22 protein-coding genes, 4 tRNA genes, 3 rRNA genes and 1 pseudogene are annotated in these 25,657 nt (G+C 28.8%); 24 read left to right on the top strand and 6 right to left on the bottom strand.

Going from position 1 to position 25,657, the window contains the following annotated elements:
* Window positions 1–1,108 precede the first annotated feature (1,108 nt).
* Genes dnaA through OMES3154_RS00380 form a run of 7 tightly spaced genes read left to right on the top strand, consistent with a single transcriptional unit; the run spans window position 1,109 to window position 8,386 of the window.
* Window positions 1,109–2,497 carry a chromosomal replication initiator protein DnaA gene (gene dnaA / locus OMES3154_RS00410; RefSeq protein ID WP_156682880.1) on the top strand — a complete coding sequence of 463 codons (1,389 nt, stop codon included), beginning with the start codon at window positions 1,109–1,111 and terminating at the stop codon, window positions 2,495–2,497.
* 2 nt (window positions 2,498–2,499) lie between these two features.
* Window positions 2,500–2,703, top strand: coding sequence for an RNA-binding S4 domain-containing protein (locus OMES3154_RS00405; RefSeq protein ID WP_156682879.1), 204 nt, complete (start codon window positions 2,500–2,502; stop codon window positions 2,701–2,703).
* On the top strand, window positions 2,703–3,761 hold the full coding sequence (gene recF / locus OMES3154_RS00400) for a DNA replication/repair protein RecF (protein ID WP_156682878.1): 1,059 nt from the start codon (window positions 2,703–2,705) through the stop codon (window positions 3,759–3,761). The genes OMES3154_RS00405 and recF overlap by 1 nt, the downstream gene beginning before the upstream one ends.
* Window positions 3,761–4,633 carry a hypothetical protein gene (locus tag OMES3154_RS00395; protein ID WP_156682877.1) on the top strand — a complete coding sequence of 291 codons (873 nt, stop codon included), beginning with the start codon at window positions 3,761–3,763 and terminating at the stop codon, window positions 4,631–4,633. Before recF ends, OMES3154_RS00395 begins: the two co-directional genes overlap by 1 nt.
* Window positions 4,634–4,644: 11 nt before the next feature.
* Window positions 4,645–7,356: a DEAD/DEAH box helicase gene (locus OMES3154_RS00390; protein WP_156682876.1), complete on the top strand. Its 2,712-nt coding sequence runs from the start codon at window positions 4,645–4,647 to the stop codon at window positions 7,354–7,356.
* Complete coding sequence (locus tag OMES3154_RS00385; RefSeq protein WP_156682875.1) at window positions 7,353–8,141, top strand: hypothetical protein; 789 nt, start codon at window positions 7,353–7,355, stop codon at window positions 8,139–8,141. Before OMES3154_RS00390 ends, OMES3154_RS00385 begins: the two co-directional genes overlap by 4 nt.
* The gene (locus OMES3154_RS00380; protein ID WP_156682874.1) at window positions 8,141–8,386 is read left to right on the top strand and encodes a S4 domain-containing protein; all 246 of its coding nucleotides are present in this window, start codon (window positions 8,141–8,143) and stop codon (window positions 8,384–8,386) included. The genes OMES3154_RS00385 and OMES3154_RS00380 overlap by 1 nt, the downstream gene beginning before the upstream one ends.
* A gap of 59 nt (window positions 8,387–8,445) precedes the next feature.
* On the opposite strand, the gene OMES3154_RS00375 is transcribed toward OMES3154_RS00380, so the two are convergent.
* From OMES3154_RS00375 to OMES3154_RS00350, 6 genes are all read right to left on the bottom strand, one after another.
* A tRNA-Arg gene (locus OMES3154_RS00375) sits at window positions 8,446–8,520 on the bottom strand.
* Between the two features lie 5 nt (window positions 8,521–8,525).
* A complete protein-coding gene (locus tag OMES3154_RS00370) occupies window positions 8,526–9,008 on the bottom strand; it encodes a deoxycytidylate deaminase (RefSeq protein WP_156682873.1) in 483 nt (160 codons plus the stop codon).
* The gene (xseA, locus tag OMES3154_RS00365) at window positions 9,008–10,267 is read right to left on the bottom strand and encodes an exodeoxyribonuclease VII large subunit (protein ID WP_156682872.1); all 1,260 of its coding nucleotides are present in this window, start codon (window positions 10,265–10,267) and stop codon (window positions 9,008–9,010) included. The genes OMES3154_RS00370 and xseA overlap by 1 nt, the downstream gene beginning before the upstream one ends.
* Complete coding sequence (uvrB, locus tag OMES3154_RS00360) at window positions 10,267–12,234, bottom strand: excinuclease ABC subunit UvrB (RefSeq protein WP_156682871.1); 1,968 nt, start codon at window positions 12,232–12,234, stop codon at window positions 10,267–10,269. Before uvrB ends, xseA begins: the two co-directional genes overlap by 1 nt.
* Entirely contained in the window at window positions 12,234–13,511 is a 1,278-nt protein-coding gene (locus OMES3154_RS00355; RefSeq protein WP_156682870.1) for a glycoside hydrolase family 10 protein, read from the bottom strand. The genes uvrB and OMES3154_RS00355 overlap by 1 nt, the downstream gene beginning before the upstream one ends.
* Window positions 13,508–14,125, bottom strand: a complete 618-nt coding sequence (locus OMES3154_RS00350; protein ID WP_156682869.1) for an O-methyltransferase — start codon at window positions 14,123–14,125, stop codon at window positions 13,508–13,510. The genes OMES3154_RS00355 and OMES3154_RS00350 overlap by 4 nt, the downstream gene beginning before the upstream one ends.
* 207 nt (window positions 14,126–14,332) lie before the next feature.
* Between OMES3154_RS00350 and OMES3154_RS00345 the strand changes: the two genes are divergently transcribed.
* From OMES3154_RS00345 to OMES3154_RS00265, 17 genes and pseudogenes are all read left to right on the top strand, one after another.
* Entirely contained in the window at window positions 14,333–14,794 is a 462-nt protein-coding gene (locus OMES3154_RS00345) for a DUF2147 domain-containing protein (protein WP_156682868.1), read from the top strand.
* A 292-nt stretch (window positions 14,795–15,086) separates the two neighbouring features.
* Window positions 15,087–16,598 (top strand): 16S ribosomal RNA (locus tag OMES3154_RS00340).
* Window positions 16,599–16,651: 53 nt separating this feature from the next.
* Window positions 16,652–16,728 (top strand) — tRNA-Ile (locus tag OMES3154_RS00335).
* Between the two features lie 14 nt (window positions 16,729–16,742).
* Window positions 16,743–16,818 (top strand) — tRNA-Ala (locus tag OMES3154_RS00330).
* 86 nt (window positions 16,819–16,904) lie between these two features.
* Window positions 16,905–19,810 (top strand): 23S ribosomal RNA (locus OMES3154_RS00325).
* A 50-nt stretch (window positions 19,811–19,860) separates the two neighbouring features.
* Window positions 19,861–19,969: ribosomal RNA gene (gene rrf, locus OMES3154_RS00320) — 5S ribosomal RNA — on the top strand.
* The 16S, 23S and 5S rRNA genes sit together here with 3 tRNA genes alongside, the layout of an rRNA operon.
* Before the next feature lie 11 nt (window positions 19,970–19,980).
* A tRNA-Asn gene (locus tag OMES3154_RS00315) sits at window positions 19,981–20,057 on the top strand.
* 24 nt (window positions 20,058–20,081) lie between these two features.
* Window positions 20,082–20,297: an RDAC family protein gene (locus OMES3154_RS00310; RefSeq protein WP_156682867.1), complete on the top strand. Its 216-nt coding sequence runs from the start codon at window positions 20,082–20,084 to the stop codon at window positions 20,295–20,297.
* The gene (locus tag OMES3154_RS06570; protein WP_269432394.1) at window positions 20,287–20,412 is read left to right on the top strand and encodes a hypothetical protein; all 126 of its coding nucleotides are present in this window, start codon (window positions 20,287–20,289) and stop codon (window positions 20,410–20,412) included. Before OMES3154_RS00310 ends, OMES3154_RS06570 begins: the two co-directional genes overlap by 11 nt.
* Before the next feature lie 386 nt (window positions 20,413–20,798).
* Window positions 20,799–21,362 carry a tetratricopeptide repeat protein gene (locus OMES3154_RS00300; RefSeq protein WP_156682866.1) on the top strand — a complete coding sequence of 188 codons (564 nt, stop codon included), beginning with the start codon at window positions 20,799–20,801 and terminating at the stop codon, window positions 21,360–21,362.
* Between the two features lie 47 nt (window positions 21,363–21,409).
* Complete coding sequence (locus tag OMES3154_RS00295) at window positions 21,410–21,871, top strand: NUDIX hydrolase (RefSeq protein WP_156682865.1); 462 nt, start codon at window positions 21,410–21,412, stop codon at window positions 21,869–21,871.
* Complete coding sequence (gene pdxT, locus OMES3154_RS00290) at window positions 21,868–22,452, top strand: pyridoxal 5'-phosphate synthase glutaminase subunit PdxT (RefSeq protein WP_156682864.1); 585 nt, start codon at window positions 21,868–21,870, stop codon at window positions 22,450–22,452. The genes OMES3154_RS00295 and pdxT overlap by 4 nt, the downstream gene beginning before the upstream one ends.
* A pseudogene (locus tag OMES3154_RS00285) lies at window positions 22,433–22,864 on the top strand (peptidylprolyl isomerase); the annotation flags it as partial. The gene pdxT and the pseudogene OMES3154_RS00285, both read left to right, overlap by 20 nt.
* 6 nt (window positions 22,865–22,870) lie before the next feature.
* Window positions 22,871–23,686, top strand: a complete 816-nt coding sequence (locus OMES3154_RS00280; protein ID WP_156682862.1) for a hypothetical protein — start codon at window positions 22,871–22,873, stop codon at window positions 23,684–23,686.
* A 7-nt stretch (window positions 23,687–23,693) separates the two neighbouring features.
* On the top strand, window positions 23,694–24,470 hold the full coding sequence (locus tag OMES3154_RS00275) for a Nif3-like dinuclear metal center hexameric protein (protein WP_156682861.1): 777 nt from the start codon (window positions 23,694–23,696) through the stop codon (window positions 24,468–24,470).
* Between the two features lie 12 nt (window positions 24,471–24,482).
* Entirely contained in the window at window positions 24,483–25,292 is an 810-nt protein-coding gene (locus OMES3154_RS00270) for an HAD family hydrolase (protein ID WP_156682860.1), read from the top strand.
* The gene (locus tag OMES3154_RS00265; protein WP_156682859.1) at window positions 25,289–25,657 is read left to right on the top strand and encodes a response regulator; all 369 of its coding nucleotides are present in this window, start codon (window positions 25,289–25,291) and stop codon (window positions 25,655–25,657) included. The genes OMES3154_RS00270 and OMES3154_RS00265 overlap by 4 nt, the downstream gene beginning before the upstream one ends.

Below are 25,657 nucleotides of genomic sequence, written 5' to 3'. Positions count from 1 at the left end.
GCTTGTGGGGCTTTTTATAGCTATTTTATTAGAGTTGTTATATACAAAAAAAGATACCTTTTACAGTATCTTTAAATAAATTTCTTATTCGCAACAAGTACAGTTACAACCTTTATCTTTACAACAAACAGATTTTTTACAAGTACAATTCTTTTTCATAATAATTCCTCCTAATTGTTTCGTTTTTTCTTTATAACCAATATTACCACAAAAAATATAAGTTGTCAACAACTGAATTTGTAACTGAAACTAAAAAAAGTTATAAACCTAGTAAAATCAACATGAAATTGAACAAAAAAATAAATAACTGACTGTATAACTGATTCAATTATAGGGAAAATTAATTTATAAATTATATATATAAGCTAGATATAAAATATTTATTTAGAATTTATTAGTAGATAAAATTAAAAGATATAATTTGAGTTAGAATCAAAAAAAAGTAGAGATAGGTACATATATATATATATATTCATTAATTTAAGTAATAGTAATATTAAGTGATGTGTAAAAGTGTAAAGGCAGTAAAATAAAGGGAAAAAGTATAAAATCTTTGTTGAAAACTACCTTAATACCATGTTTATTAAATGTTGAAAACTTTTCCACATATTGAAAAATATTGAATGTGCAAAAATAAATAAAAGTGTTGAAAATAAAGGGATACAGAGAATGTGTAAAACTTTTGAATTTTGTTGAAAACTGCAAAAAATATATGGTTTTAGTGATAAAAATAGAATAAAATTTTGTTGAAAAATTAAAAGAACAAAAATGGATAAAAAAATAAGGAATGCTAATTTATAATTTGTGGAAAATAGAATGATCTTGTTGAAAAATAGAAAAAAGTCAATAAATTCAAGGTATAGACTTTAAAATATTTTGTGGATAAAAAAATTTTTTCATTGTGGAAAAAGAAAATTTTGCATAATTAAATCAGTTATTATAGGCAAATGTGCAAAAGTAATAAAAATTGTGGAAAACACCGTTTTTCAAATAAACTAAAGGCTTTATAAAGCTTTTAAAATGTGGAAAAGTGGAAAAATCAAAAATTTGCTAATTCCCCCTTTTATATGTATAATTGGTGTATATAAGTTTTAAAAGTAGGTGTGTTATGAATAAGGAAAAACTAGCTAATATTTTTAGTATAGTGTCTATGATGTTTAAATCAAGCTATGGAAATAGTTATGAAACGATGTTAAATCAATTAAGTATAGAGGAAATAAAAAATAATATTTGCTATTTACATACTAAAAATGTAGTTGTAGCAAATGAATTTGAAGAAGTAAAAGAAAAATTTTTAGCAATTTTAAATAACGTTCTTTTAATTTCGGATATAAAAATAGAGGACATTGTAATAACAAGAGAAGAAAAAGATTACGAGATAAGATACATAGATAATAACAATGAATATATTGAAGAAGAAAGCTTTGATACTGGATTAAAAGAAGAATTTACAATGGAAAACTTTGTAGCTGGAAAAGATCCAGAGTTTGCATATATTGTGGCTAATCAAGTAATCGATATAATAGTAAATGACAAAAAAAATGTTATAACTCCTTATTTAATATATGGTGCATCTGGACTTGGAAAAACACATTTAGGTCAAGCTATAGGAAATGCAGTACTTGCAAAAAGACCAGATAAAAAGGTTAAGTATTTAACAGCAGAAGATTTTAATAATGAATTTTTAGAAGCTATTAGAAGAGGAAATTTTAAAGATAGTGATAGTAGAGATAGAAGTGGTAGCTTTAGACAAAAATATAGGCAATTAGATTTAATAATAATAGATGATATACAGTTTTTTGAAAGAGTTTTTAATAGAGGAACAGGAAGTGTCGAAGAAGAGTTTTTCAATACATTTAATACACTCTATTTAGAAAAAAAACAAATAGTATTTATAAGTGATAGAAATCCAGCAGATATTAAAAATATGCAAGAGCGTATAAAAACAAGAATAGGTGAAGGTGTTATTGTAGAAATGCAAAGACCGGATTTTTCAACAAGAATAGCAATACTAAAAAAATACTGTGAGGAAAATAATAAAAAAGTAAATGATAGAGCATTGGAATATATAGCAACTCATGTTGACGATTCAGTTCGTGAACTACAAGGAACATTAAAAGGAGTTATAGTATCATCGGAGTTATTGGATAAACCTATAGATATTGATTTAGTAAAAGAAGTTTTAGAAAGAAGAAAAACTATTATTAAATCAAAAATGACAGCAGAAAGTATAGTTAAAAAGATAGCTAAGAATTATGAAATATCCGTTGAAGAAATAAAGTCACAAAAAAGACAAAAAACTATACTAATGCCAAGACAAATAGCGATGTATCTAATAAAAACAAATTTAATGATAACTTATGATGCTATAGGTAAAATATTTGATCGTGATCATACAACAGTAATGAATGCTATAAAAAAAATAGAAACTCAATTAGAAATTGACAGAGATTTTGTTAAAGAATTAGAAGAATTAAATAGAAACATAAAGGATTAAAAATGGAAGTAAAAATAAGAGATGAATATATAAAATTAGAACAACTTTTAAAGTTTACTAATCTTGTTGAAAGTGGCGGAGAAGCTAAGATAGTAATAAATGAAGGACTTGTTAAAGTAAATGGAGAAGTTGAGCTAAGAAGAGGGAAAAAAATAAGAGAAAACGATAAAGTTGAATTTAATGGGGAGACTATAGTAGTAAAATAATGTATATAGAAAAAATATTACTTAGCAATTTTAGAAACTTAGAAAATAAAGAATATGAATTTAGTAAAAACTTTAATTTAATATACGGAAAAAATGCACAGGGGAAAACTAGTTTGATAGAATCTGTGTATTTTTTAGCAAGTGGTAAAAGTTTTAGAACAAGAAAAGTAATAGAACAAATAAAAAATAAGGAAACAGAAGCTATAGTTTTTGGAATAAAAGACGGTGAAAAATATAGTATAAGACTTAATAAAGAAAAAAGAGAATTCTATAAAAATGGTGAAAAAATACAGTATAAAGAATATTTAGGAAATATTTTAGCCATATCTTTTTCTCCAGAAGATGTAGAACTAATAGCAGGAAGTCCTGATGTTAGAAGAAGAGTTTTTAACTACGAAATTTCACAAGTAGATGCGAACTATTTAAAGCTTTTACTAGATTTTCAAAAAATTTTAAAAATTAGAAACAAGTTAATAAAAGAAAATAATATGAATTCAGAAATTTTTTTAGTATATACAGAAAAATTTATAGATTTATCAGTAGAATTAATGGTAATAAAATATAGGTATATAAAAGAATTATCTAAAATTGTAAATGAAATATATCAAAATCTATTTCTTGGAGAAAAAAGTGTTGAGATAGTATATAACTCATTTATGGCATTTATTGAAGATAAAAATGAAATGAAAAAATTTTTCAAAAACTATTTATTACAAAGAGAAGAAAAAGAAAGAATTTATGGATATTCAATAAGTGGTCCTCAAAAAGATGATTTTAGTATTTTACTAGATAATAAACTTTCAAAATCATACGCTTCAACAGGAGAGAAAAAATCAATACTACTGGCAATAAAATTAGCACAAGGGGAATATATAAAAAGAAAATATAACAAAAAGGCAATATATTTATTTGATGATATAAGTGCATATTTTGATGAATTTAGAAAATATAGTGTGTTAGATTATTTAAATAAAGAAAATACACAATGTTTTTTTACATCTACAGAAAAAATCGATGTGAAAAATGCAAAGTATATAATCTTAGATAGGGATATTTAATGGATGGAATAAAAAAAATAAATGAATACGCTGAAATCTATAGCGTAGATAAAGTATGGAAAAAAATAAATGAAAAAAAGCCAATAATATATAAAAATACAAATATAAAATTACAAGATAGTAAGATAATAGTTTATGTAAATGATAATACAATAGAAAATGTACTAATAGAGTATAAATCAATTTTATTAGATAGCATAAAAAAAGAGATACCAGATATAAGAGAACTTGAAATAGTAAAAGTAAGAGAAAAAATAAAAAAGCCAGAGGATTTTAAAAAAGAAATTAAAAAAAACTCAGAAAATAAAATAGATAAATTAAAAATTTTAAAGTTTTACGAAGAATCTTTAAAAGAGTATGAAAAAATAGAAGATGAAAATTTAAAAAATATATATGTAGCATATAAAACACAGGCTAAGATAACTAAATATATAATGAAATCAAAAAATGCAATTCTATGTAATGTCTGTAGTGAATACTTTTTACCAGTAGAAGATGAAAAAGAATGTATTTTATGTGAAAATAGAAGGTACAAAGAAGAACTCTCATATATAAAGTCTAAAATATATAAAGATAATCTTTTAACTAAAGAATATGCAAAAAAAATATATAATATAAGTGAAACATCTTATGAAAAAGCAAAAGCAGAAATACTAGATGAATTAATGCAAATGATATATATTAAAATAGATGAGACAATAAGAATTGAGAGAAAAACAGAAATTAATTTAGATTCTGAATTAGATAAATATGCATCATACTATATCAATTCAGATGATGAAGATATAAAGGATTCATTTAAAAAAAGAGCAAAAGCTAGAATTAAAGAAAATATAAAAAAAATATATGAAAAAACAGTGGATGTTTATTAATCGGAGAAAAAATGACTAACTTATTAAAAGAAAATGTAATAGAATATTTAGAAAAGATAAATAAAAATAATAAAATATACATAAGTTCATCAATAAAAAATTTAGAGTATTATTATAACAAGGCAATATTGGAGAATAAAAACGCATATTTATTTAAAATAGAAAATTCAGATGAAAAAGAAAGTCTAGATTTTAACATAAAATTGATAGAGTGTTTAGAAAAAGATGAGAAAAAGTATATTTTTTGTGATATAAATTTAGCTATGAAAGTTTTTTTTGATAAATTAGATTATTTTATCCTAGAAAAAGGTAAAGAGTATAGTTTAAAAAAAATAGAAGAAAAATTACTAGAATTTTCTTATGAAAAAGAATATATAATTGATGAAATAGGAAAATATTCAGTAAGAGGAGATATAATAGATATATTTTCTTACGGGCAAGATTTCCCTATAAGACTTGATTTTTTTGATATAGAACTAGAAAAAATTAAGTATTTTGATTTAGAAACTCAAAAATCATTTGAAAATCGAGATTCAATTAGAATATTTTCTACAAAATTACAAGGGGACGCTATTTTAATGACAACACTTTTAGAAAAATATCTAAAAAATGATGTTGAAATATTACTAGAAAATGAAGAACTAATTTCTTATCACGTAGAAACTCTATGTTTAGTAGAGCCAGAAAATAAAGATGTATTCATACAAAGATATAAAGAATTACTTAGTAAATCAAAATTATTAAATGTAAGTATAAGTGAAAATAGAAACTATAAAACAGAATATGATAAACTTTACTCGAACAAAAGAAGAAGGGTAACAAAATATAAAGATGTAAATGAGTTAAATAAAGGAGATTATGTTATACATATAGTTCATGGAGTAGGTAAATATAATGGTTTAGAAATAATAAATAATAAAGAAGTATTAAGTGTAAGCTATAAAGATAGAGATAAACTATATATACCTATTGAAAGTATTTCAAGACTTGAAAAATATATAAATCTATCTAACGAAGAACCATCTTTGTATAAATTAGGTACAAGAGGATTTGAAAAAAGAAAATTAAAATACAAAGAAGATATAGAAAAAGTTGCTAAAAAATTAATAGAAGTTCAAGCAAAAAGAAATGAAAATAAAGGTATAATTTTTTCTACAGAGGATGTATTTATAAATGAGTTTGAAGAAAAATTTGAATACATAGAAACAATAGACCAATTAAAGGCTATAAATGATGTGAAAGAAGACATGAGAAGCCCTAAAATGATGGATAGAATAATTTGTGGAGATGTTGGATATGGTAAAACAGAGGTTGCAATAAGAGCAGCTTTCATAGCGGCTATGAATGGGTATCAAGTAGCAGTTTTAGCACCAACTACTATACTTGCTATGCAACATTACAAAAACTTTAAAAAAAGATTTGAAGATTATCCATTAGAAGTTGAAGTATATTCAAGACTAAATTCAAATAAAAAAATATTAGAAAACGTAGAAAACGGAAAAACAAATATTTTAATAGGAACTCATAAAATATTAAGTGATAAGCTTGAATTTTTAAACTTAGGTTTATTAATAATAGATGAGGAACAAAAATTTGGTGTAAAACATAAAGAGAAATTAAAACAGAAAAAAGAAAAATTAGAAGTTTTAACATTAACAGCAACCCCGATACCAAGAACATTAAATTTAGCTTTGTTAGGTATAAGAGATATTTCAATAATTGCAACACCTCCTGAAAAAAAACAGCCTATAAAAACAGAAGTTATTGAAAATATCACAAGTGAAAGATTAAGAGAGATTATTTTAAAAGAAATAGCAAGAGAAGGCCAAGTATATTATGTTTCAAATGATGTAAAAAAAATGGAAGAGCTAAAAAAAGAAATAAAAAGAATACTTCCTAGTTATATTAAAGTTGAGTATATAAATGGTCAATTAAATCCAAAAGAAATAAGAAAAAAAATAAAGGACTTTGAAGATGAAAAATTTGAAGTTTTAATAGCATCAACTATTATCGAAAATGGAATTGATATACCAAATGCTAATACGATAATAATAGATAATTTTACAAAACTAGGTTTATCACAAATTTATCAGTTAAGAGGAAGAGTAGGAAGAGCAGAGAAAAAAGCATACTGCTATTTACTAAGAGATTCTAATATATCAAGTAAGGCAAAAGACAAAGAACTTAGTATGAAAACAATAGAGGATATAACTCAAGGTGGTTATCAAATTGCAGTAGAAGATATGAATATAAGAGGAGCAGGAGAGATTCTAGGGGAAAAACAAAGTGGTGTAATAGAAAGTTTTGGCTATGACCTTTATTTAAAAATGTTAAAAGAGGAAATAGCAAAAACTAAAGAAAATAAAAAAGAAGTTCTAGAAAATGTAAGTGTTGAAATATATAATAATGGATATATTCCAAATGAATATATAAAAGAAAATGAAAGAATAAGAATATATAAAAGAATATACAATGCTGAATCAATAGAAGAAATAAAAGAAATAGAAAAAGAGTTAATGGATAGATTTGGTAAGATGCCAATAAAGACTAAGGAACTATTTTCTTATGTTAAAATAAAAATATTCGCAAAAGAAAATTTCATAGAAAGAATTTATGAAAAAAAGAATAAGGTAATTATAAAAAGGCATAAAAATCATTTAAAAAATAATGAAACTATGCTAGAATTAAATAAAGAGGAATTTTTAAAGAAGGTGGAAGAATGAAAAATAAAGTAATAATAGCAGCTACATTTTCTATGTTTATAATCTCTTGTAGCACAACACATACTGATCCATATGGTAGAAGTTATATAAGTAGAGAAATTATAGAAACAGAAAAAAAAGAAAATTTAAAAAATACTTACGAAGAAAAAACATATACTAAGCAAGAAGTTGAAATTGTTGAAATAAAAGATTCAAAAAAGGAAGATGAAAAAATAGATGATTTTTTATCTACTTTAACTAAAGAAGAAAGAGAAGAATATTATAGATTATATGGACCTAATAGTGAAGTTTTATTAGAAAAACCAAAGGAAACAAATCCTAGTAATTATAAAAATATAGAAATAAAATCTGGTGAAGTAGTAATATCTAGCGAAAAACCAAAAGTAAGGGTAGAAGAAAAAGTAAAGATAATACCGGTTGTAGTAGAAGAGAAAAAAGTAGTAAAACCAGTAGTTAAAAAAGTAGAGAAAAAATTACAAGAAGTTGTAGTTGAAAGCGAAAAGATTTTACCTAAATATACAAGAGAAGATTATGAAAGTATAAGATTAACATCTAGTGATAAAAAAATTCTTAATTTAATAAAAAAACATTATGAGACTTTAGAATCATATGAAATAATGGAGTTAAAAACAAAAGAGTTAATCTATATTATAAGAAAAGAACAAGAACCAGGTATAAGTTCTACAAAGGTATTGCAAGAAATTCATGAAATGATTAAAGAATTAAGAACAAGATCATTTATTATAGCTATAGATAGAGTAGCAAAAAATAGAAAGTTAAGATAATGAGATTAGATAAATTTTTAAAGGTTTGCAGAATAATAAAAAGAAGAACGGTTGCTAATGAAGTTAGCGATGCTGGAAGAGTTTTGGTAAATAATATAGAGAAAAAGCCATCATATAGTGTAAAAAAAGGAGATATAATAGAAACAAAAATATACGATAAGAGTATAAAAGTAAAAGTTATAGAAGTTCCTGATAAAAATTTAAAAAAAGAAGATATAGAAAACTATATAGAAATAATTGGATAAAAAAGGATGATTTTGATGTCATCCTTTTTTCTTATGTATATAAATAATTTTATTTTAAATGGCGAGTTAGATAGGAATCGAACCTACATTAAACAGTTTCGAAGACTGCCGCCTCTCCTTTAGGCTACTAACTCAAGATTTAGTCTTTAAATAAGACTTCTAATTTTAGCTTATTACCCTCATATTTTCTATAAGATACATTAGCATTTTTTAAAATAAGTTCAGACGCTTTAGTAGAGTCAGAGCCTTTATGTTTATCAGAAAAATATATAATTTCACTAATTCCTGATTGAATAATTGCTTTTGAGCATTCATTGCAAGGGAAATGAGTTACATAAATAGTAGAATTATCTAGTGATTTTATAGAGTTTAAAATAGCATTTAATTCTGCATGAACAACATAAGGATATTTTGTATTTAATATATCTCCTTCTCTTTCCCAAGACATAAAATCATCATCAGAGCCTTTAGGAAATCCGTTATAGCCCATGCCAATAACTTTGTTATCTTTTACAATACAAGCTCCAACTTGTGTTGTTGGATCTTTACTTCTTTGAGCTGATAAAAAAGCAACTCCCATAAAATATTCTTCCCAAGAAATGTATTCTAATCTTTTTTCCATTATTCTACCACGCTTTCAATAGTTTTATTACCCGAGTAAATAGTTTTTAACTTATCTCCTTTTTTTATATCGGCATTTTTAATTATTTTACCATCTTTTAATGTAATAGTATATCCTCTATTTAATATATCTGAATTATCAAATTTTTCTAGTTTAGTAGCTAGGTTATTAAGTGTATTTTTTGAATTTTGAAGTTTTAAATTAATAAAAGTATTAAATTTATTATTTAATAAAGCCAATTCCATTCTCTTATCTTTGGTGCTTAATTTATGAACTAACTCCTTTTTTAAATCCAGTTTTAATTTTTCTAACAAATTAATTTTTTCAAGTATTTGTATAGAATAAAATTGCTTTAATTGATAATTTTCTTTAAGTAAGTTAAGCTTGTATTTATTTTTATCTACAGTATTTAAAAGAGCTTTATTGCACTTACTTTTTAAATTATTTAAATTATCGATTAAACTTGATTTAAGAGGTACTAAAATCTCTGCAGCCTGTGTTGGAGTAGAAGCTCTAACATCTGCTACATAATCAGAAATTAGTATATCAACCTCATGTCCAACAGCAGAAATAATGGGTATATTAGATTCATGTATAGCTTCAATAACCTCAACTTCATTAAAAGCCCATAAATCTTCGATACTTCCTCCACCACGACCAACTATAATACAGTCTATATTTAAGTTAGAACTATTAAAGTATCTAATACCGTTAGCAATTTCAGTGCTAGCACCATCGCCTTGCACTTTTGCTGAATAAATATAAATTGTTACATTTGGATTTCTTTTATGAGTTGTATTTATTATATCATGTATAGCTGCACCTGTATGAGAACTAACTATTCCTATTGTTTGTGGTAATAAAGGTAAAGTTTTTTTAATACTTTTATCAAAGTAGCCTTTTTTTTCATAAAGTTTTATAAGTTCTTCTCTTTTAACATAAAGATCTCCTAACTTATTTGCTTTTTCTATTTTATTTGAAACTATTTGAACACTTGCATTTGCTTTATATACATTTACATTACCGAAAACTTTTATTTTATCTCCTTCTTTTATATCTAAAGGAATATTATTTATAGAGTAATTAAAAGCAGCACAGTTAATGCTAGCATCTTTATCTTTTAGAGTAAAATAAAGATGTCTTTGTTGATATTTTACATTACTTGCTTCTCCTTCAACACAAATGAATCTCAAAAGAGAATTTGATTCGAGATACTCTTTTATCATTGTATTTAATTCGGCAATTTTTAATATTTGCATTATAATACCTCCATAAGCACTTTTTTAAGTGCCTTAATTTCATCTCTTAGTGTAATTGCTTTTTCAAAATCTAGATTTGAAACAGCAATTGAAAGTTTTTTTTCTAGCTTTGTTATTTTATCGTTTAATTCTTTAGTAGAATTAAAATTAAGAGTACTGTTTTCATCATTTTCAAGGTCAAATGAAACTAAAGAGTCAACCTTATTATTATATGTATTTTTAGGAACAATGTTATTTTCAAGGTTATATTTTTCTTGATAAATTCTACGTCTATTAACCTCGTTTATAGATTCTTCTATTGCATTAGTTTTTTTATCTGCATAAAGTATTACCTTACCATTTATATTTCTAGCAGCACGCCCCATTGTTTGTATTAAAGATCTTCTTGATCTTAAAAATCCTTCTTTATCAGCTTCTAATATAGCAACTAAACTGACTTCTGGTATATCAAGACCTTCTCTTAGTAAGTTTATTCCTACTAATACATCAAAAACACCAGCTCTTAATTCTTTTATTATTTCTACTCTTTTTATTGTATCAATATCTGAATGCATATATTTTATTTTAACTCCAAAATCAAGATAGTAATCAGTTAACTCTTCTGCCATTTTTTTAGTTAAGGTTGTAATTAAAACTCTTTCTTTATTTTCTACGCGAATTTTAATTTCTTTTAATAGATCTTCTATTTGATTAGAAGTTTTCTTGATAATAATTTCTGGTTCTAAAATACCTGTTGGACGGATAAGTTGTTCAACTATATAGTCATTAGAAACAGTTAATTCAAAATCACTAGGAGTTGCACTTATATACACAACTTGATTAACTTTTGAAAAAAACTCTTCTCTTTTTAAAGGTCTATTATCATAAGCGCTAGGTAGCCTAAAGCCATTTTCAATTAGAGTTTTTTTTCTTGCATGGTCTCCATTATACATTCCTGCTATTTGTGATACAGTTATATGAGATTCATCTATAAAAACTAACATATCATCTGGAAAGTAATCAAGTAAAGTATCAGGAGCCTCTCCTTCTTTTTTACCGGATAAATATCTAGAATAGTTTTCTATACCTTTACAATACCCAATTTCTCTTATCATTTCTATATCATATTCTGTTCTTTGCTTTATTCTTTGGGCTTCTATTAATTTTTCATTAGCTTCAAAAGATTTAATAGATTCAATCATCTCTTTTTTTATATCTTCAAACATTTTTAAATTTGTTTGGGTTGATAAATAGTGTGTAGCTGGTAGAATAGATGTTCTTTTGATAGATCTTATTTTTTTTGAACTAAGTGAGTCAATTTCAACAATTTCTTCTAAATCTTCATCCCAAAATTTGAATCTATACGCATTTTCCATATATGTAGGCCTTACATCTATTATGTCCCCTTTAATTCTAAATTTTCCACGAGAAAATTCAATATCATTTCTTTCATATCTAAGATCAATTAGCTTTTTTAAAAGCTCTTTTCGGGTTATAGGGTAGTCTATATCAATAGCTAATGCATTTTCGCTGTATGCTTTTTTACTCCCAAGACCATAAATAGCAGAAACAGATGCTATTATTATTACATCTTTTCTTGTTAAAAGAGCGGCTGTTGCCGCGTGTCTTAATTTATCTATTTCATCATTTATGCTAGAATCTTTTTCTATATATGTGTCAGTTGCTGGTATGTATGCCTCTGGTTGGTAATAATCATAGTATGAAACAAAATACTCGACAGCATTATTTGGGAAAAAATTCTTATATTCATTGTATAGCTGAGCAGCTAAAGTCTTATTAGGAGCTATAATTAAGCTAGGTCTATTTACTTCGTTTATTATATTAGCAACGGTAAAAGTTTTACCACTACCTGTAACACCTAATAAGATTTGATTAGCTACATTGTTTTTTATATTTTCTACTATAGTTTTAATAGCTTTAGGTTGATCACCTGTTGGCTTAAATTTTGATTCTAATTTAAATTTCATTATTTTATATCATTTACTAAACTAGGATTTTTTAATAAAGTTTGGTAACCATATATGATATATCCATTAACATTAGAGTTAACTCTTCTAATTATAGAGTGGAGTCTAACTTCGTTATCTGGCCAATTCCAAGTTTTCTTATCATCCATTTTGTAAACGCCTTCTCCTATGTATAATGGTGTATTTGTTTCTTTTGCTTTTTGGTTCCACCATTCAACAAGAGTTTTATATGGAGCCTCTTGTCTAGATATTTTCCAATAAACTTGGGGAGCTACATAGTCAATCCATTTTTCTTGCATCCAAGTTAAAGTATCTGCATAAAGTTTATCATAAGACTCTGTTCCGTATGTTTTAGAACCACGATAATCAGATGATATATTTCTCCATATTCCAAAAGGAGCAACACCAAATGAAATATTTGGTTTTATTTTATGTATAGAAACAGATAAGTTTTTAATAAGTTCATTAACTTTTGCTCTTCTAAAATCTCCAATATTGCTATATTTATATTTTTCTTTATTGTATGCTTCTTTATCAAATTCAGATAACTTAACTCTATTTTCTTTATCAGGATAAGGATAGAAGTAATCATCTAAATGAATACCATCTACATCGTAATTATATACAATTTCTTCGATTGTTCTATATAGGTATTCAACAACCCCTATTTTACTAGGATCTAAATAAAGTTGTCCCTTGTATCTAAATAACCATTCTGGGTGAATCACCCCGATATTTCTCTCAGAAGCCCCTGATAAATTATCTTTTAGAGAAACTCTATATGGATTAATCCAAGCATGAAATTCTAAACCATTTCTATGAGCCTCTTCTATAAAGTATTTTAGTGGATCATATGAAGGAGTTCTATCTTCTTTACCAGTTAAGTAACTAGACCAAGGAAGTCTATTTGATTTAAAAAATACTCCTGCATCAGGTTTTACTTGGAAGAAAATGCTATTGAATCCCCAATTTTTAACATTTTTTATAATTTCATCAATTTCTTTCTTTTGAGAAAATTCATTTCTTGTTTTAGGAAAATCAATAGACCAAGCTGTTGCTATCCAAACACCTTTCATATCTTTATTTACTTTTCTATGAGTTCTATTAAAAACAGTTTCTTTAAATTCGTTATTTTCTAAAATTTCATCATTTGTTTTTGTTGTTATTTCAGTTCTTGTATAACTATTTTTATCATATTCAACTAATTTATGAGTATTAGTACAAGAAGCTATAAAAGCTAAAAGCCCAATACCAGCTAAAATATTTCTTATTTTCATTTTTCCTCCCTTTTAACTAGCCCTACTCCGTCACCAAAAGGTATAAGAGTAAAATTATAGTTATCACTTAGATAAGTTATAAATTCATCTAACCTATTTACAATTGTTTTAAATTTTTTAGGATACTCATTTGATCCGACATAAGATCTAAATAAAATATTATCTATAAATATTAACCCACCTTTATTTAATTTGCCATAGCAAAGATCAAAAAATCTTTTATATTGACCTTTTGCTGCATCGATAAATATAAAATCAAAATTATCATTTAAATTTTCTATTACGTTTAATGCATCGTCATTTATTAAGTTAATATTTTTATTATATTTTTCAAAATTTTCTTTTGCTACTAAATACCTATTTTCATCTATTTCAATAGTAGTCATTTCTAAAAATTTAGAAAGATAAAGTGTACTATAACCAATGGCTGTACCTATTTCTAATCCTTTTTTATAGTCTTTATTGTTAGCCAAAAAAAGCATAAAAGATAAAACTTCATCTGTTATTATAGGTACCTTATTACTTATTGCATAATCTTTTATTTCTAACAAATTTTTATCATCTTTAAAAAATTTCCTTGCATAATTTGTAGAATTTGTAAAATTTTCTATCACTTAAATTTCCTTTCATTGATATATTTTTTTCTTACTTTTATGATAACATAAGAATATTAAATTTTCAATTACAGAACACAATATATTTATAGAAATATTATATTATACTTTATTCAATAATACAACAAAATTAAGAATATAAAAACCTTGACAAAAAACTTTTTGTTGTGCTAGAATTAGTTTACTTAGTAAACAAAAGGAGGGAACGTGAGAAAAATTTTATTAATCAGTATTTTAATGTCTTTTTTTAGTTTTTCTAGTGATATAGTTGGGAAATGGTATAATGCCGTAGATAAGAATGACTATGACGCAATACTTGAAATAAAAAAAGATGAAAATGAAAAATATAGTGTCTATATTATAGAAATGAAAAATCCTACATATGAAGAAGGAGAAAATAAAGGTAAGGATAAAATGGATTTATATAACGAAGACAAAAGTTTAAGAACTAGAAAGTTAGTAGGTCTTAAGATAGTTGATGATTTATACTATAATAAAGATAGAGATTACTACGATAAAGGAAATATATATAACCCAAAAGATGGAAAAACTTACTATGTATATATGTGGCTAGAAAATGAAAATATATTGTCTGTTAAAGGTTACATAGATCCACTTGGTTGGTTTGGGAAAACTACTAAATGGAGTAGGTTTGATGAAATAAAGTAAAAAAATATTGTCTTTTTTAAAAATTAATCTAAATAACACTAGGGTAAAATAAGAGCCCTAGTTTTTTAAAATTAGATATGTATAAATTAAGAAAAGCTTAAAAAATAAAGGGTTTGAAAAAATTTCAAAAAAAAATCAAATTTTTCTTGACAAGGTACCTAAAAATTTGTTAGTATATATCTTGTCAAGCGGGAAAGAAAGCTTGATAAGAACAATGAAAAGATAATAAAAACAAATGCAAACAAGTTAAGATAAAAGACAATAAGGTGAAAAAAAACAAGGAAAAATAAATTGAATGAAGAGTTTGATCCTGGCTCAGGATAAACGCTGACAGAATGCTTAACACATGCAAGTCGATGAGCTAAGTAAGCTTGCTTACAAGGCACATGGCGGACGGGTGAGTAACGCGTAAAGAACTTACCCACTAGACTGGGATAACAGAGAGAAATTTCTGATAAAACCGGATAAGTTAGTAGTAGGCATCTACTGCAAATGAAAAAGAGATTACTAGTGGAGAGCTTTGCGTCCTATTAGCTAGTTGGTGGGGTAAAGGCCTACCAAGGCGATGATAGGTAGCCGGCCTGAGAGGGTGAACGGCCACAAGGGGACTGAGATACGGCCCTTACTCCTACGGGAGGCAGCAGTGGGGAATATTGGACAATGGAGGTAACTCTGATCCAGCAATTCTGTGTGTGCGATGACGGTCTTCGGATTGTAAAGCACTTTTAGTTGGGAAGAAAAAAATGACGGTACCAACAGAAGAAGCGACGGCTAAATACGTGCCAGCAGCCGCGGTAATACGTATGTCGCTAGCGTTATCCGGAATTATTGGGCTTAAAGGGCATCTAGGCGGCAAAACAAGTTGAAGGTGAAAAGCTGTGGCTCAACCATAGTCTTGCCTACAAAACTGTAATGCTAGAGTACTGGAAAGGTGGGTGGAACTACACGAGTAGAGGTGAAATTCGTAGATATGTGTAGGAATGCCGATGATGAAGATAACTCACTGGACAGAAACTGACGCTGAAGTGCGAAAGCTAGGGGAGCAAACAGGATTAGATACCCTGGTAGTCCTAGCTGTAAACGATGATCACTGGGTGTGGGGAGTCAAATCTCTGTGCCGAAGCAAAAGCGATAAGTGATCCGCCTGGGGAGTACGTTCGCAAGAATGAAACTCAAAGGAATTGACGGGGGCCCGCACAAGTGGTGGAGCATGTGGTTTAATTCGACGCTACGCGAGGAACCTTACCAGATCTTGACATCTACGGAAGACAAAGGAGACTTTGTTGTGCCTTATAGGAACCGTAAGACAGGTGGTGCATGGCTGTCGACAGCTCGTGTTGTGAGATGTTGGGTTAAGTCCCGCAACGAGCGAAACCCCTATCATTAGTTGCCATCATTAAGTTGGGGACTCTAATGAAACTGCTAGCGAAGAGCTAGAGGAAGGTGGGGATGACGTCAAGTCATCATGCCCCTTATGATCTGGGCTACACACGTGCTACAATGGGTAGTACAATGAGAAGCAAGATGGCGACATTAAGCAAAACTCAAAAGCTACTCTTAGTTCGGATTGGAGTCTGCAACTCGACTCCATGAAGTTGGAATCACTAGTAATCGTGAATCAGCAATATCACGGTGAATACGTTCTCGGGCCTTGTACACACCGCCCGTCACACCACGAGAGTTGTTTGCACCTGAAGTTACTGGCCTAACTGTAAAGAGGGAAGTACCTAAGGTGTGAATAGTGATTGGGGTGAAGTCGTAACAAGGTATCCGTACCGGAAGGTGCGGATGGATCACCTCCTTTCTAAGGAGAAATGAAAAGACTTCTTATCTTGTTTGCAAATTATCTTTGAATAAGGGCGTGTAGCTCAGGCGGTTAGAGCACTGTGCTGATAACGCAGGGGTCAGTGGTTCGAGTCCACTCATGCCCACCAAAAAAGAAAATTATGGGGATATAGCTCAGCTGGGAGAGCGCCGCACTTGCACTGCGGAGGTCAGCAGTTCGATCCTGCTTATCTCCACCATAAAATTATTAGGACAATGAGAAATGAATAGTAGGTAAAATATTACAACTTTAACAAAAGAGATAGATAGAGTTAAAAAGAGAAAGAGAAAGCTAAATAAGGGCGTACGGAGGATGCCTAGCTAGTAAAAGCCGAAGAAGGACGTGATAAGCTGCGAAAAGCTTAGGGGAGTCGCATATAGACATAGATCCTAAGATATCCGAATGGGAGAACCTGTATATTAGAAGAATATACACGAAAGAGGTAAGCCTGTGAACTGAAACATCTAAGTAACAGGAGGAAAAGAAAGTAAAAACGATTTTCTAAGTAGCGGCGAGCGAACGGGAAAGAGCCTAAACCATAGTAGTGCCAAGAGGGTATCGTTGCTATTATGGGGTAGAGGGTATATATTAGTCAATTACCATAAGACAGTATGAGTATACTACGAAGCAGAACATAACTGGAAAGTTAGACCAAAGAAGGTGATAGTCCTGTAGGGCGTAAATAGTATATGAGTATATATATAACCCGAGTAGCATCAAGCACGAGGAATTTGGTGTGAATCAGTGTGGACCATATCACATAAGGCTAAATACTTTTACTAAGCGATAGTGGAGAGTACCGTGAGGGAAAGGTGAAAAGAACCCTGAGTAAGGGAGTGAAATAGAATTTGAAACCGTACGCTTACAAGCGGTAGGAGCCCTAAGGGGTGACTGCGTGGATTTTGGTTAATCATCCTGCGAGTTATGATATATGGCGAGGTTAAGTAAAGCGGAGCCGAAGGGAAACCGAGTCTTAAAAGGGCGATAGTCGTATGTTATAGACGCGAAACCTAGTGATCTATGCCTGACCAAGTTGAAGCAAAGGTAAGACTTTGTGGAGGACTGAACTCACCGCCGTTGAAATGATGGGAGATGAGTTAGGTATAGGGGTGAAAAGCCAATCGAACTAGGAGATAGCTCGTTCTCTCCGAAATGCATTTAGGTGCAGCCTTAATAGAAGATATGTGGGGGTAGAGCACTGTTTGACCTAGCGGGCGTATAGCTTAGTGAAGTCATGCAAACTACGAATACCATATATTAATAATTAGGAGTGAGACTATGGATGATAAGGTCCATGGTCGAGAGGGGAAAAGCCCAGACCAACAGCTAAGGTCCCAAATTATGTCTAAGTGGGAAAGGAGGTGGATATTCAGAAACAACCAGGAGGTTGGCTTAGAAGCAGCCATACCTTGAAAGAGTGCGTAACAGCTCACTGGTCGAGAGTATCTGCGCCGAAGATTTAACGGGGCTAAGACATAAACCGAAGCTTTGGAACATATGTAAATATGTTGGTAGGAGAGCGTTCTGTAAGCTGTAGAAGGAGAGTTGAAAGACGATCTGGAGGTATCAGAAGTGAGAATGCAGGAATGAGTAGCGAGAAAGTATGTGAGAATCATACTGGCCGGAAGTCCAAGGATTCCACGGCAATGTTTGTCAGCCGTGGGGGAGTCGGGACCTAAGTGAAGACAGGGATGTCATAGCGAATGGAAAATAGGTTAATATTCCTATACCACTAAATCAACGATTGAAGGGATGGAGTGACGCAGGAAGGTATGTGAGATAACTGACGGAATAGTTATTCTAAGCCAATAGCGTGATTATATAGGCAAATCCGTATAATTAAACGTGAAAGGTGATGGGTAAGCACAATAAGTGTAAGTCACAGATCCTACACTGCCGAGAAAAACTTCTACTGAGGAGATTAAGTGCCCGTACCGTAAACCGACACAGGTGGACAGGGTGAGAAACCTAAGGCCGACAGGATAACTCTAGCTAAGGAACTCTGCAAAATAGCCCCGTAACTTCGGGAGAAGGGGTGCCTATGGTAAGTGAGAAGATAAGTACTTCGAAGCTGAGATAGGCCGCAGTGAAGAGTCCCAAGCAACTGTTTACCAAAAACACAGGTCTATGCTAAGCCGGAAGGCGACGTATATGGGCTGACACCTGCCCAGTGCCGGAAGGTTAAGAGGAGGATTGAGAGATTCGAATTGAAGCCCCGGTGAACGGCGGCCGTAACTATAACGGTCCTAAGGTAGCGAAATTCCTTGTCAGGTAAGTTCTGACCTGCACGAATGGTGCAATGATTTGGGAGCTGTCTTGGCTGGAGACCTGGTGAAGTTGTAATAGCGGTGAAGATACCGCTTACCTGCAGTAGGACGGAAAGACCCCGTGGAGCTTTACTGTAGTTTGGCATTGGGTTTTGGCAATGTGTGTATAGGATAGTTGGGAGACTAAGAAGTAATTACGCTAGTAAATATGGAGTCAATGTTGGAATACCAACCATATATTGTTGAAATTCTAATCAATAAAATGAGACAGTGCTAGATGGGCAGTTTGACTGGGGCGGTCACCTCCAAAAGAGTAACGGAGGTGTTCAAAGGTTCCCTCAGGTTGGATGGAAATCAACCAAAGAGTGTAAAGGCAAAAGGGAGCTTGACTGCGAGATTGACGGATCGAGCAGGTACGAAAGTAGGACTTAGTGATCCGGTGGTACTGAATGGAAAGGCCATCGCTCAACGGATAAAAGCTACCCCGGGGATAACAGGCTGATACTTCCCAAGAGTCCATATCGACGGAAGTGTTTGGCACCTCGATGTCGGCTCGTCTCATCCTGGGGCTGGAGAAGGTCCCAAGGGTTGGGCTGTTCGCCCATTAAAGAGGCACGCGAGCTGGGTTCAGAACGTCGTGAGACAGTTCGGTCCCTATCCACTGCAGGCGTAGAATATTGAGAAGATCTGTCCTTAGTACGAGAGGACCGGGATGGACAAACCGCTGATGTATCTGTTGTCACGCCAGTGGCATGGCAGAGTAGTCACGTTTGGAACGGATAATCGCTGAAAGCATCTAAGTGAGAAGCCGACTTCAAGATAAGTATTCAAAGATACCTTCGAGACTAGGAGGAGATAGGCTAGGGGTGTAAGTGTAGTAATACATTTAGCTGACTAGTACTAATATATCGAAAGCTTTACTACTGTAATATTTTACTACTACTATTTATTTCTAATTGTCCTAGAACAATAAATTTGGTGATAATAGCCACGTGGATACACCTAGTAACATATCGAACCTAGCAGTTAAGCACGTGAACGCCGAAGATACTTCGTAAGCGGGAAAATAGGTAGTTGCCAAATTAAAATTGGATGTCTTTGTAGCTCAGTCGGTTAGAGCATCTGGCTGTTAACCAGAGGGTCGTTGGTTCGAATCCAACCAAGGACGCCATTTTTTTATATACAAGGAGGGAAAATGGCAAGAAGAAGTAAAATTACGATAGACATGTTTTTAGAATTACAAAGTTTAATCCCTACAAAATTACATTATAGAGATGCTTGTAATGCAACGGTTATTGAAAATGAAGCTAGGGATAATAAGGAAGTTATAGAAATAATTAATAATTTCTTTAAAGAAAAGGAAATTGAAATTTATTATAGCGATGATAAAAAATATATATATGAAAAGTAGTATCAATAGATACTATTTTTTATTAGTAAAAGAATATACTATAATAAATAATATATCGTTCGTCAGAAGTTTGATTTTAGATAAAATATACGATGAAAGAAAAGAGAATTTATAAAGTTTGGCAAGATAGTAAAAATCAAAAAAATATTCAGCAGAATCGGTGTTTGAAGAATTAGGAATATATTATAAATGTCAATAAAAGGAAGTGAAATTCAAGATTATAAATTAATAATAGTTATCCTTGAAATAGGACATAGGAAAGAGATATAAACATAAGTTTTACAGCCATTTAAAATATTAGGGTTGTAACCTTTTCACTCTTTCGTAATGTTTTAGCTTTTAGAAATTTTAAAAATTTTTTTTAATTTTTTATTATCAATTAATTTATAATCTGTTCTAAAGCCTATTTTTTCACAAATATATGATTCAAAGTTTACTTTTTATTGAAAAATATTTAGTGCTATGATATAATTGGAATATATAAAAAAAGGGGAAAAGAAGATGTTACAAACTTTAGTATTTAGAGAATACAGATATGATAAAAATATTGATAATCGTATTGAAAAATTAAAAGAAAATATAAATCAAAATGAAAATGATATTGAGTCATTAAAAGAACTAGCTAACATTTATCATGCACATAAAAAAAATAGTGAAGCAGTTTTAATGTATGAAAAATTATCTAAAATTCTTTATAACGATAACGAAGTTTTAGCGTTTTTAGGTTATTTATATTACGAAAACAACGATTTAGACAATGCCAAAAAATATCTATTAAAAGCCTTAGAGCTTTATGAAAAAGAACCATTTGTACTATTTTTACTAGGAAATACTGTAAGTAGACAAGGTAAAATTATAGATGCAATAAACTATTATGAAAAGGCAATATTTTTAGATTTTGATATTTTAACAGCACATATTGATTTTGGTAGAAAATACGAACATATGGGAAGACATAAAAAGGCGTATAAAGAATATTTAGCAGCATATGAATTAGATAAGTCAGATGATGGTTTAAAGGAAAAAATTGACTATTTGAAAGAAAAAATAGAAAAAATACAATAGAAAATAGGAGGTTTTATACCTCCTATATTTAGTATAAAGAGGTAATTATGATAAGATGTGATACTGTAGTTTACTTAGAAAAAAATGATGAAGTTTTAATGTTATTAAGAAATAAAAAGAAAAACGATATAAATGAAGGTAAATATATAGGTGTTGGTGGAAAAATTGAAAAAACAGAAACACCTTATGAAGGAGCAATAAGAGAAGTAAAAGAAGAAACAGGATATACTGTAAATAGTTTAGAGTACAGAGGGCTTTTATCTTTCATATCTAATAATGATGATATACAATATATATTTATTTTTACAAGTAGTGATTTTAGTGGGAATGAAATAGTTTGTAACGAAGGAACATTAGAATGGGTAAAAAAAGATAAAATAATGAGTCTTAATATTTGGGAAGGAGATAGATATTTTCTCGAAAAAATAGTTAATAATGACTATTCACCTTTTATGATAAAGACAATTTATGAAAATGACAAATTAGTAAAAAGGATAATAGAAATATGAAAATAGGTGTGTTAGCTCTGCAAGGTGCATTTATAGAGCATGAAAAGAAGTTAGAAAAACTAAATGTAGAATATGTCGAGTTAAGAAATAAGGAAGATTTAAAAATAGAAATTGATGGATTGATAATACCTGGAGGAGAATCAACGGTTATATCAAAACTTTTAAAAGAGTTTGATATGTATGATACTATATATGGAAGAATAAAAAATGGTCTTTTTGTTTTTGGTACTTGTGCAGGACTTATTTTACTAGCAAAAGAAATTATTGGAAAAGATAATCATAATATGGGTTTAATGGATATAGTAGTTAAAAGAAATGCATATGGAAGACAATTAGGAAGCTTTATAACAAAAGAAAAATTTAATAATAAAATGATTGATATGGTATTTATTCGTGGTCCATATATAGATAATGTAGGAAAAGATGTTTCAATATTATCATTAGTGGATAATAAGATAGTGGCTGCAAGAGAAAAAAATATGTTAGTTACATCTTTTCATCCAGAATTAACAGATGAGTTAGAAGTACACAAATATTTTATAGAAATGATAGGAGAAAAAAATGATAAAAGCGGTAATTAAAACAAATAAAGGAGATATAAATTTAAATTTATTTAATGATATTGCTCCAAAAACAGTAAAAAACTTTGTAGATTTAGCAAATAAGAAATTTTATAACAATACAAAATTTCACAGGGTTATAGAAGATTTTATGATACAAGGTGGAGATCCAACAGGGACTGGTATGGGAGGACCTGGTTATACTTTTGAAGATGAATTTGTAGAAGGTGTTATTTTTGATAGAAAGGGTTTACTAGCTATGGCAAATGCAGGACCTAATACAAACGGATCACAATTCTTTATAACACACGTTAAAACACCATGGCTTAATTACCATCACACAATTTTTGGAGAAGTAGAAAATGAAATTGATCAAGAAGTTGTAGATAGTATAAAGCAAAATGATATAGTATTAGAAATATTAATAAAAGGCTAAAATATGTTAGAATTATTAAAAAAATTAGATAAAAAAGACAGTATTGATTTAAATAAAGAAATTAAAGATATATCATTAGATGAAAATAATGCTTTATTTATATCAAGATATATAGTAGAAAATTCAAAGTCTATAATAAGAGAAGCATATGAGGTTCAAAATATTGGAGAAGAAAGAGAAATAAGTGAAAATTTATTATTTACTTTAGAAGAAATTAAGGAAAAAAGGAATATTGAAGGAATAGAAGATATTAACTTAGTTCAATTAATAAATAGAGGAATATCAAAGGCAATAGAAAATATTAAAGTAGAATTTTCTTTAAGTGATTTAATAGCAGAAACTAACTTAATAGTTATTGAATTTTATAATAAATTCTTTAACACAATAGATAAAAAATATGTATTTAGTGTATTTGATGTATATGTTAGTATTATGCAACTTCAAGTACAAAATAAGAAAATAAAAGAAGAATATTATAATTCTATGGGTATTTTACTTTATGCAATGATACAAAAAGAGTTAGCTTTAAAAAAGAGTTTAGATACTATTTTAAGTGAAAAAAACATATCAAAAGAGTACTATAACTTACTAGAAAATCATTATGAAAATTATGAAATTGATTTAGATCAAGATTATGAAAAAAAAGCTAGTGAAATAAGTAAAGAATTTGAATTTTTATATAACTCGTTCTTATTTGACTATATAGATAGTGCACTTTTAATAGATTACTTAGAATTATCAGGAGTTAAATCAAATTTAAAAGGTGATGAAAAAGAAATAATAAATTTATTAAAAAGAATTTCTGAATTCGAAATATAGGAGTATTATGAAAGTAGAAGAAATACTAGATATATTAAATGAAAAATACCCTTTTAATATAGCTGAACCTTGGGATAATGTAGGCTTATTAGTTGGTGAAAAAGATGCAAATGTTGAAAAAATATTAGTTGCATTAGAGGTAACATATAAGGTGATAGATTATGCTGTAAATAATAATTTTGATCTAATTATAACTCATCACCCAATGATATTTCACCCACTAAAAAGAATAGAAAAAGAAGATGTTTTGGGTTATAAAATAATAGAAGCTATACAAAATAATGTAAATATAATAGCAATGCATACAAATTTAGATAGTGCAAAGGAAGGTTTAAATGAATATGTTTTAGATAAGATGAATTTAGATTTTAGATATTTATCTTATGAAGAAACACTAAATAAACCATATAGAATGATAGAACTAAATAAAAGGACTAGCATATTTGATATAGTTGAGAGTGTAAAAAAAGGGCTTAATATAAAAAGATTGAAAGTTACATATAATTCGTACTATAATGATGAATATATAAAAAAAATAGCAATAGTAACTGGAAGTGGGTCTAGTTTTATTCCTTTATTTATAAATAAAGTGGATTTAATAATAACAGCAGATTTAACTCATCATATAGCACTAGATACTATGGAAAAAGGAATTAGCTTAATAGATTTTGGTCATCATGAAAGTGAAAGTCCTAGTATTGATTTAATAAAGGATTATTTAGATAATAAAGTAGAAATATATGTGGAGAAGATGCAAGATGATAGTGTTTTTCATGTATGGTAGATAGGAGATTTAATGTATAAGGCAGTAGTTACGGATTTAGATGGAACTTTACTAGATAAAGATCATTTTTTAAGTGAATATACTAAAGAAATGATGCAAAAGTTTTTAGAAAAAGGATATAAGCTATATATTGCAACTGGAAGAAATGAAAAAGGAGCAAGATTTGTTGCAGATAAGATAAGTAAAAATATACCAATTATAACGACAAATGGTGCAAGAGTTTTAGATGAAAATAATGAGGAACTATTTTCAATATTTTTAGATAAAAAAACAAATGACATTTTAACAAGTGTAGATTATAGAAGCTTTGGAGAAGAAATATTTATAAACGGTTATGAAGCAGATAATTGGTATGTTGTTGATGATTCTAAACTAGATGAATATTTTAAAAGGAGAATAGACAAAAAATATTATCCAGATTTAATAAGCGAGAAAGAATTTAAGTCTAAAAGATATAATAAAATATATTTTGTAGGGGAATTTGAAAATTTAAAAAAATTAAGAACTTATTTAGAAGAAAGAATATCAGATACAGCTAATATTGCTTTTGTAAGTAAAAGAAGTTTAGAAGTTTATGATAAAAGTGCAACAAAGTTAAATGCAGCAAAGTATCTTTTAAAAAGAGATAATATAAAAGAATCAGAAGTTATTTCTTTTGGAGATGGATTAAATGATTATGAAATGTTAAATGGATTTGAAAAATCCTTTGTGATGGACAATGCGTTAGTGGAGTTAAAAGAGAAATTACCTAATAAAGAGGTAATTGAAAATTCACATACGGATAGTGTAGCAAGAAAAGTAAAAGAGGTATTTAATTTATGAAAAAGTTAGCTTTAGTTGTAGATGATAGTAATTATTTTAGAAGTTCAATAAAAAATATTTTAGAAGAGTATAATTTTGAAGTAGTTGAAGCAAAAAATGGTCTAGAAGCAATATATGAATATAAAAGGGTAAAACCAACATTAGTAACTATGGACATAAATATGCCTTTATTAGATGGTTTTGGTGCTATAAAAAGTATTTTAGAATATGATAAGGACGCTAAAATATTAATATGTAGCTCAATGATGTTTTTAGATGTATATATAGCAGAAGGTATACAAAGAGGAGCAAAGGCTTGTATATGTAAACCTTTTACTGTAAGTGAGTTTATAAATTCAGTAAATGAAGTTTTATTGGGAGAATAA

This window comes from Oceanivirga miroungae, assembly GCF_902505095.1.
GTDB lineage: Bacteria > Fusobacteriota > Fusobacteriia > Fusobacteriales > Leptotrichiaceae > Oceanivirga > Oceanivirga miroungae.
The sequence above is the reverse complement of the archived record's forward strand: the minus strand, read 5'-3'. Positions and strand labels throughout refer to the sequence as shown.

What these genes read in the sequence shown, in the direction of transcription:
- OMES3154_RS00300 (WP_156682866.1), top strand. Translation starts at nt 20,799, where the DNA reads ATGTTACAAACTTTAGTATTTAGAGAATACAGATATGATAAAAATATT.
- OMES3154_RS00310 (WP_156682867.1), top strand. Translation starts at nt 20,082, where the DNA reads ATGGCAAGAAGAAGTAAAATTACGATAGACATGTTTTTAGAATTACAA.
- OMES3154_RS00355 (WP_156682870.1), bottom strand. Translation starts at nt 13,511, where the DNA reads ATGAAAATAAGAAATATTTTAGCTGGTATTGGGCTTTTAGCTTTTATA.
- OMES3154_RS00385 (WP_156682875.1), top strand. Translation starts at nt 7,353, where the DNA reads ATGAAAAATAAAGTAATAATAGCAGCTACATTTTCTATGTTTATAATC.
- OMES3154_RS00370 (WP_156682873.1), bottom strand. Translation starts at nt 9,008, where the DNA reads ATGGAAAAAAGATTAGAATACATTTCTTGGGAAGAATATTTTATGGGA.
- OMES3154_RS00295 (WP_156682865.1), top strand. Translation starts at nt 21,410, where the DNA reads ATGATAAGATGTGATACTGTAGTTTACTTAGAAAAAAATGATGAAGTT.
- OMES3154_RS00270 (WP_156682860.1), top strand. Translation starts at nt 24,483, where the DNA reads ATGTATAAGGCAGTAGTTACGGATTTAGATGGAACTTTACTAGATAAA.
- OMES3154_RS00265 (WP_156682859.1), top strand. Translation starts at nt 25,289, where the DNA reads ATGAAAAAGTTAGCTTTAGTTGTAGATGATAGTAATTATTTTAGAAGT.
- uvrB (WP_156682871.1), bottom strand. Translation starts at nt 12,234, where the DNA reads ATGAAATTTAAATTAGAATCAAAATTTAAGCCAACAGGTGATCAACCT.
- OMES3154_RS00405 (WP_156682879.1), top strand. Translation starts at nt 2,500, where the DNA reads ATGGAAGTAAAAATAAGAGATGAATATATAAAATTAGAACAACTTTTA.
- OMES3154_RS00380 (WP_156682874.1), top strand. Translation starts at nt 8,141, where the DNA reads ATGAGATTAGATAAATTTTTAAAGGTTTGCAGAATAATAAAAAGAAGA.
- OMES3154_RS00275 (WP_156682861.1), top strand. Translation starts at nt 23,694, where the DNA reads ATGAAAGTAGAAGAAATACTAGATATATTAAATGAAAAATACCCTTTT.
- OMES3154_RS06570 (WP_269432394.1), top strand. Translation starts at nt 20,287, where the DNA reads ATGAAAAGTAGTATCAATAGATACTATTTTTTATTAGTAAAAGAATAT.
- OMES3154_RS00395 (WP_156682877.1), top strand. Translation starts at nt 3,761, where the DNA reads ATGGATGGAATAAAAAAAATAAATGAATACGCTGAAATCTATAGCGTA.
- OMES3154_RS00390 (WP_156682876.1), top strand. Translation starts at nt 4,645, where the DNA reads ATGACTAACTTATTAAAAGAAAATGTAATAGAATATTTAGAAAAGATA.
- dnaA (WP_156682880.1), top strand. Translation starts at nt 1,109, where the DNA reads ATGAATAAGGAAAAACTAGCTAATATTTTTAGTATAGTGTCTATGATG.
- xseA (WP_156682872.1), bottom strand. Translation starts at nt 10,267, where the DNA reads ATGCAAATATTAAAAATTGCCGAATTAAATACAATGATAAAAGAGTAT.
- pdxT (WP_156682864.1), top strand. Translation starts at nt 21,868, where the DNA reads ATGAAAATAGGTGTGTTAGCTCTGCAAGGTGCATTTATAGAGCATGAA.
- recF (WP_156682878.1), top strand. Translation starts at nt 2,703, where the DNA reads ATGTATATAGAAAAAATATTACTTAGCAATTTTAGAAACTTAGAAAAT.
- OMES3154_RS00280 (WP_156682862.1), top strand. Translation starts at nt 22,871, where the DNA reads ATGTTAGAATTATTAAAAAAATTAGATAAAAAAGACAGTATTGATTTA.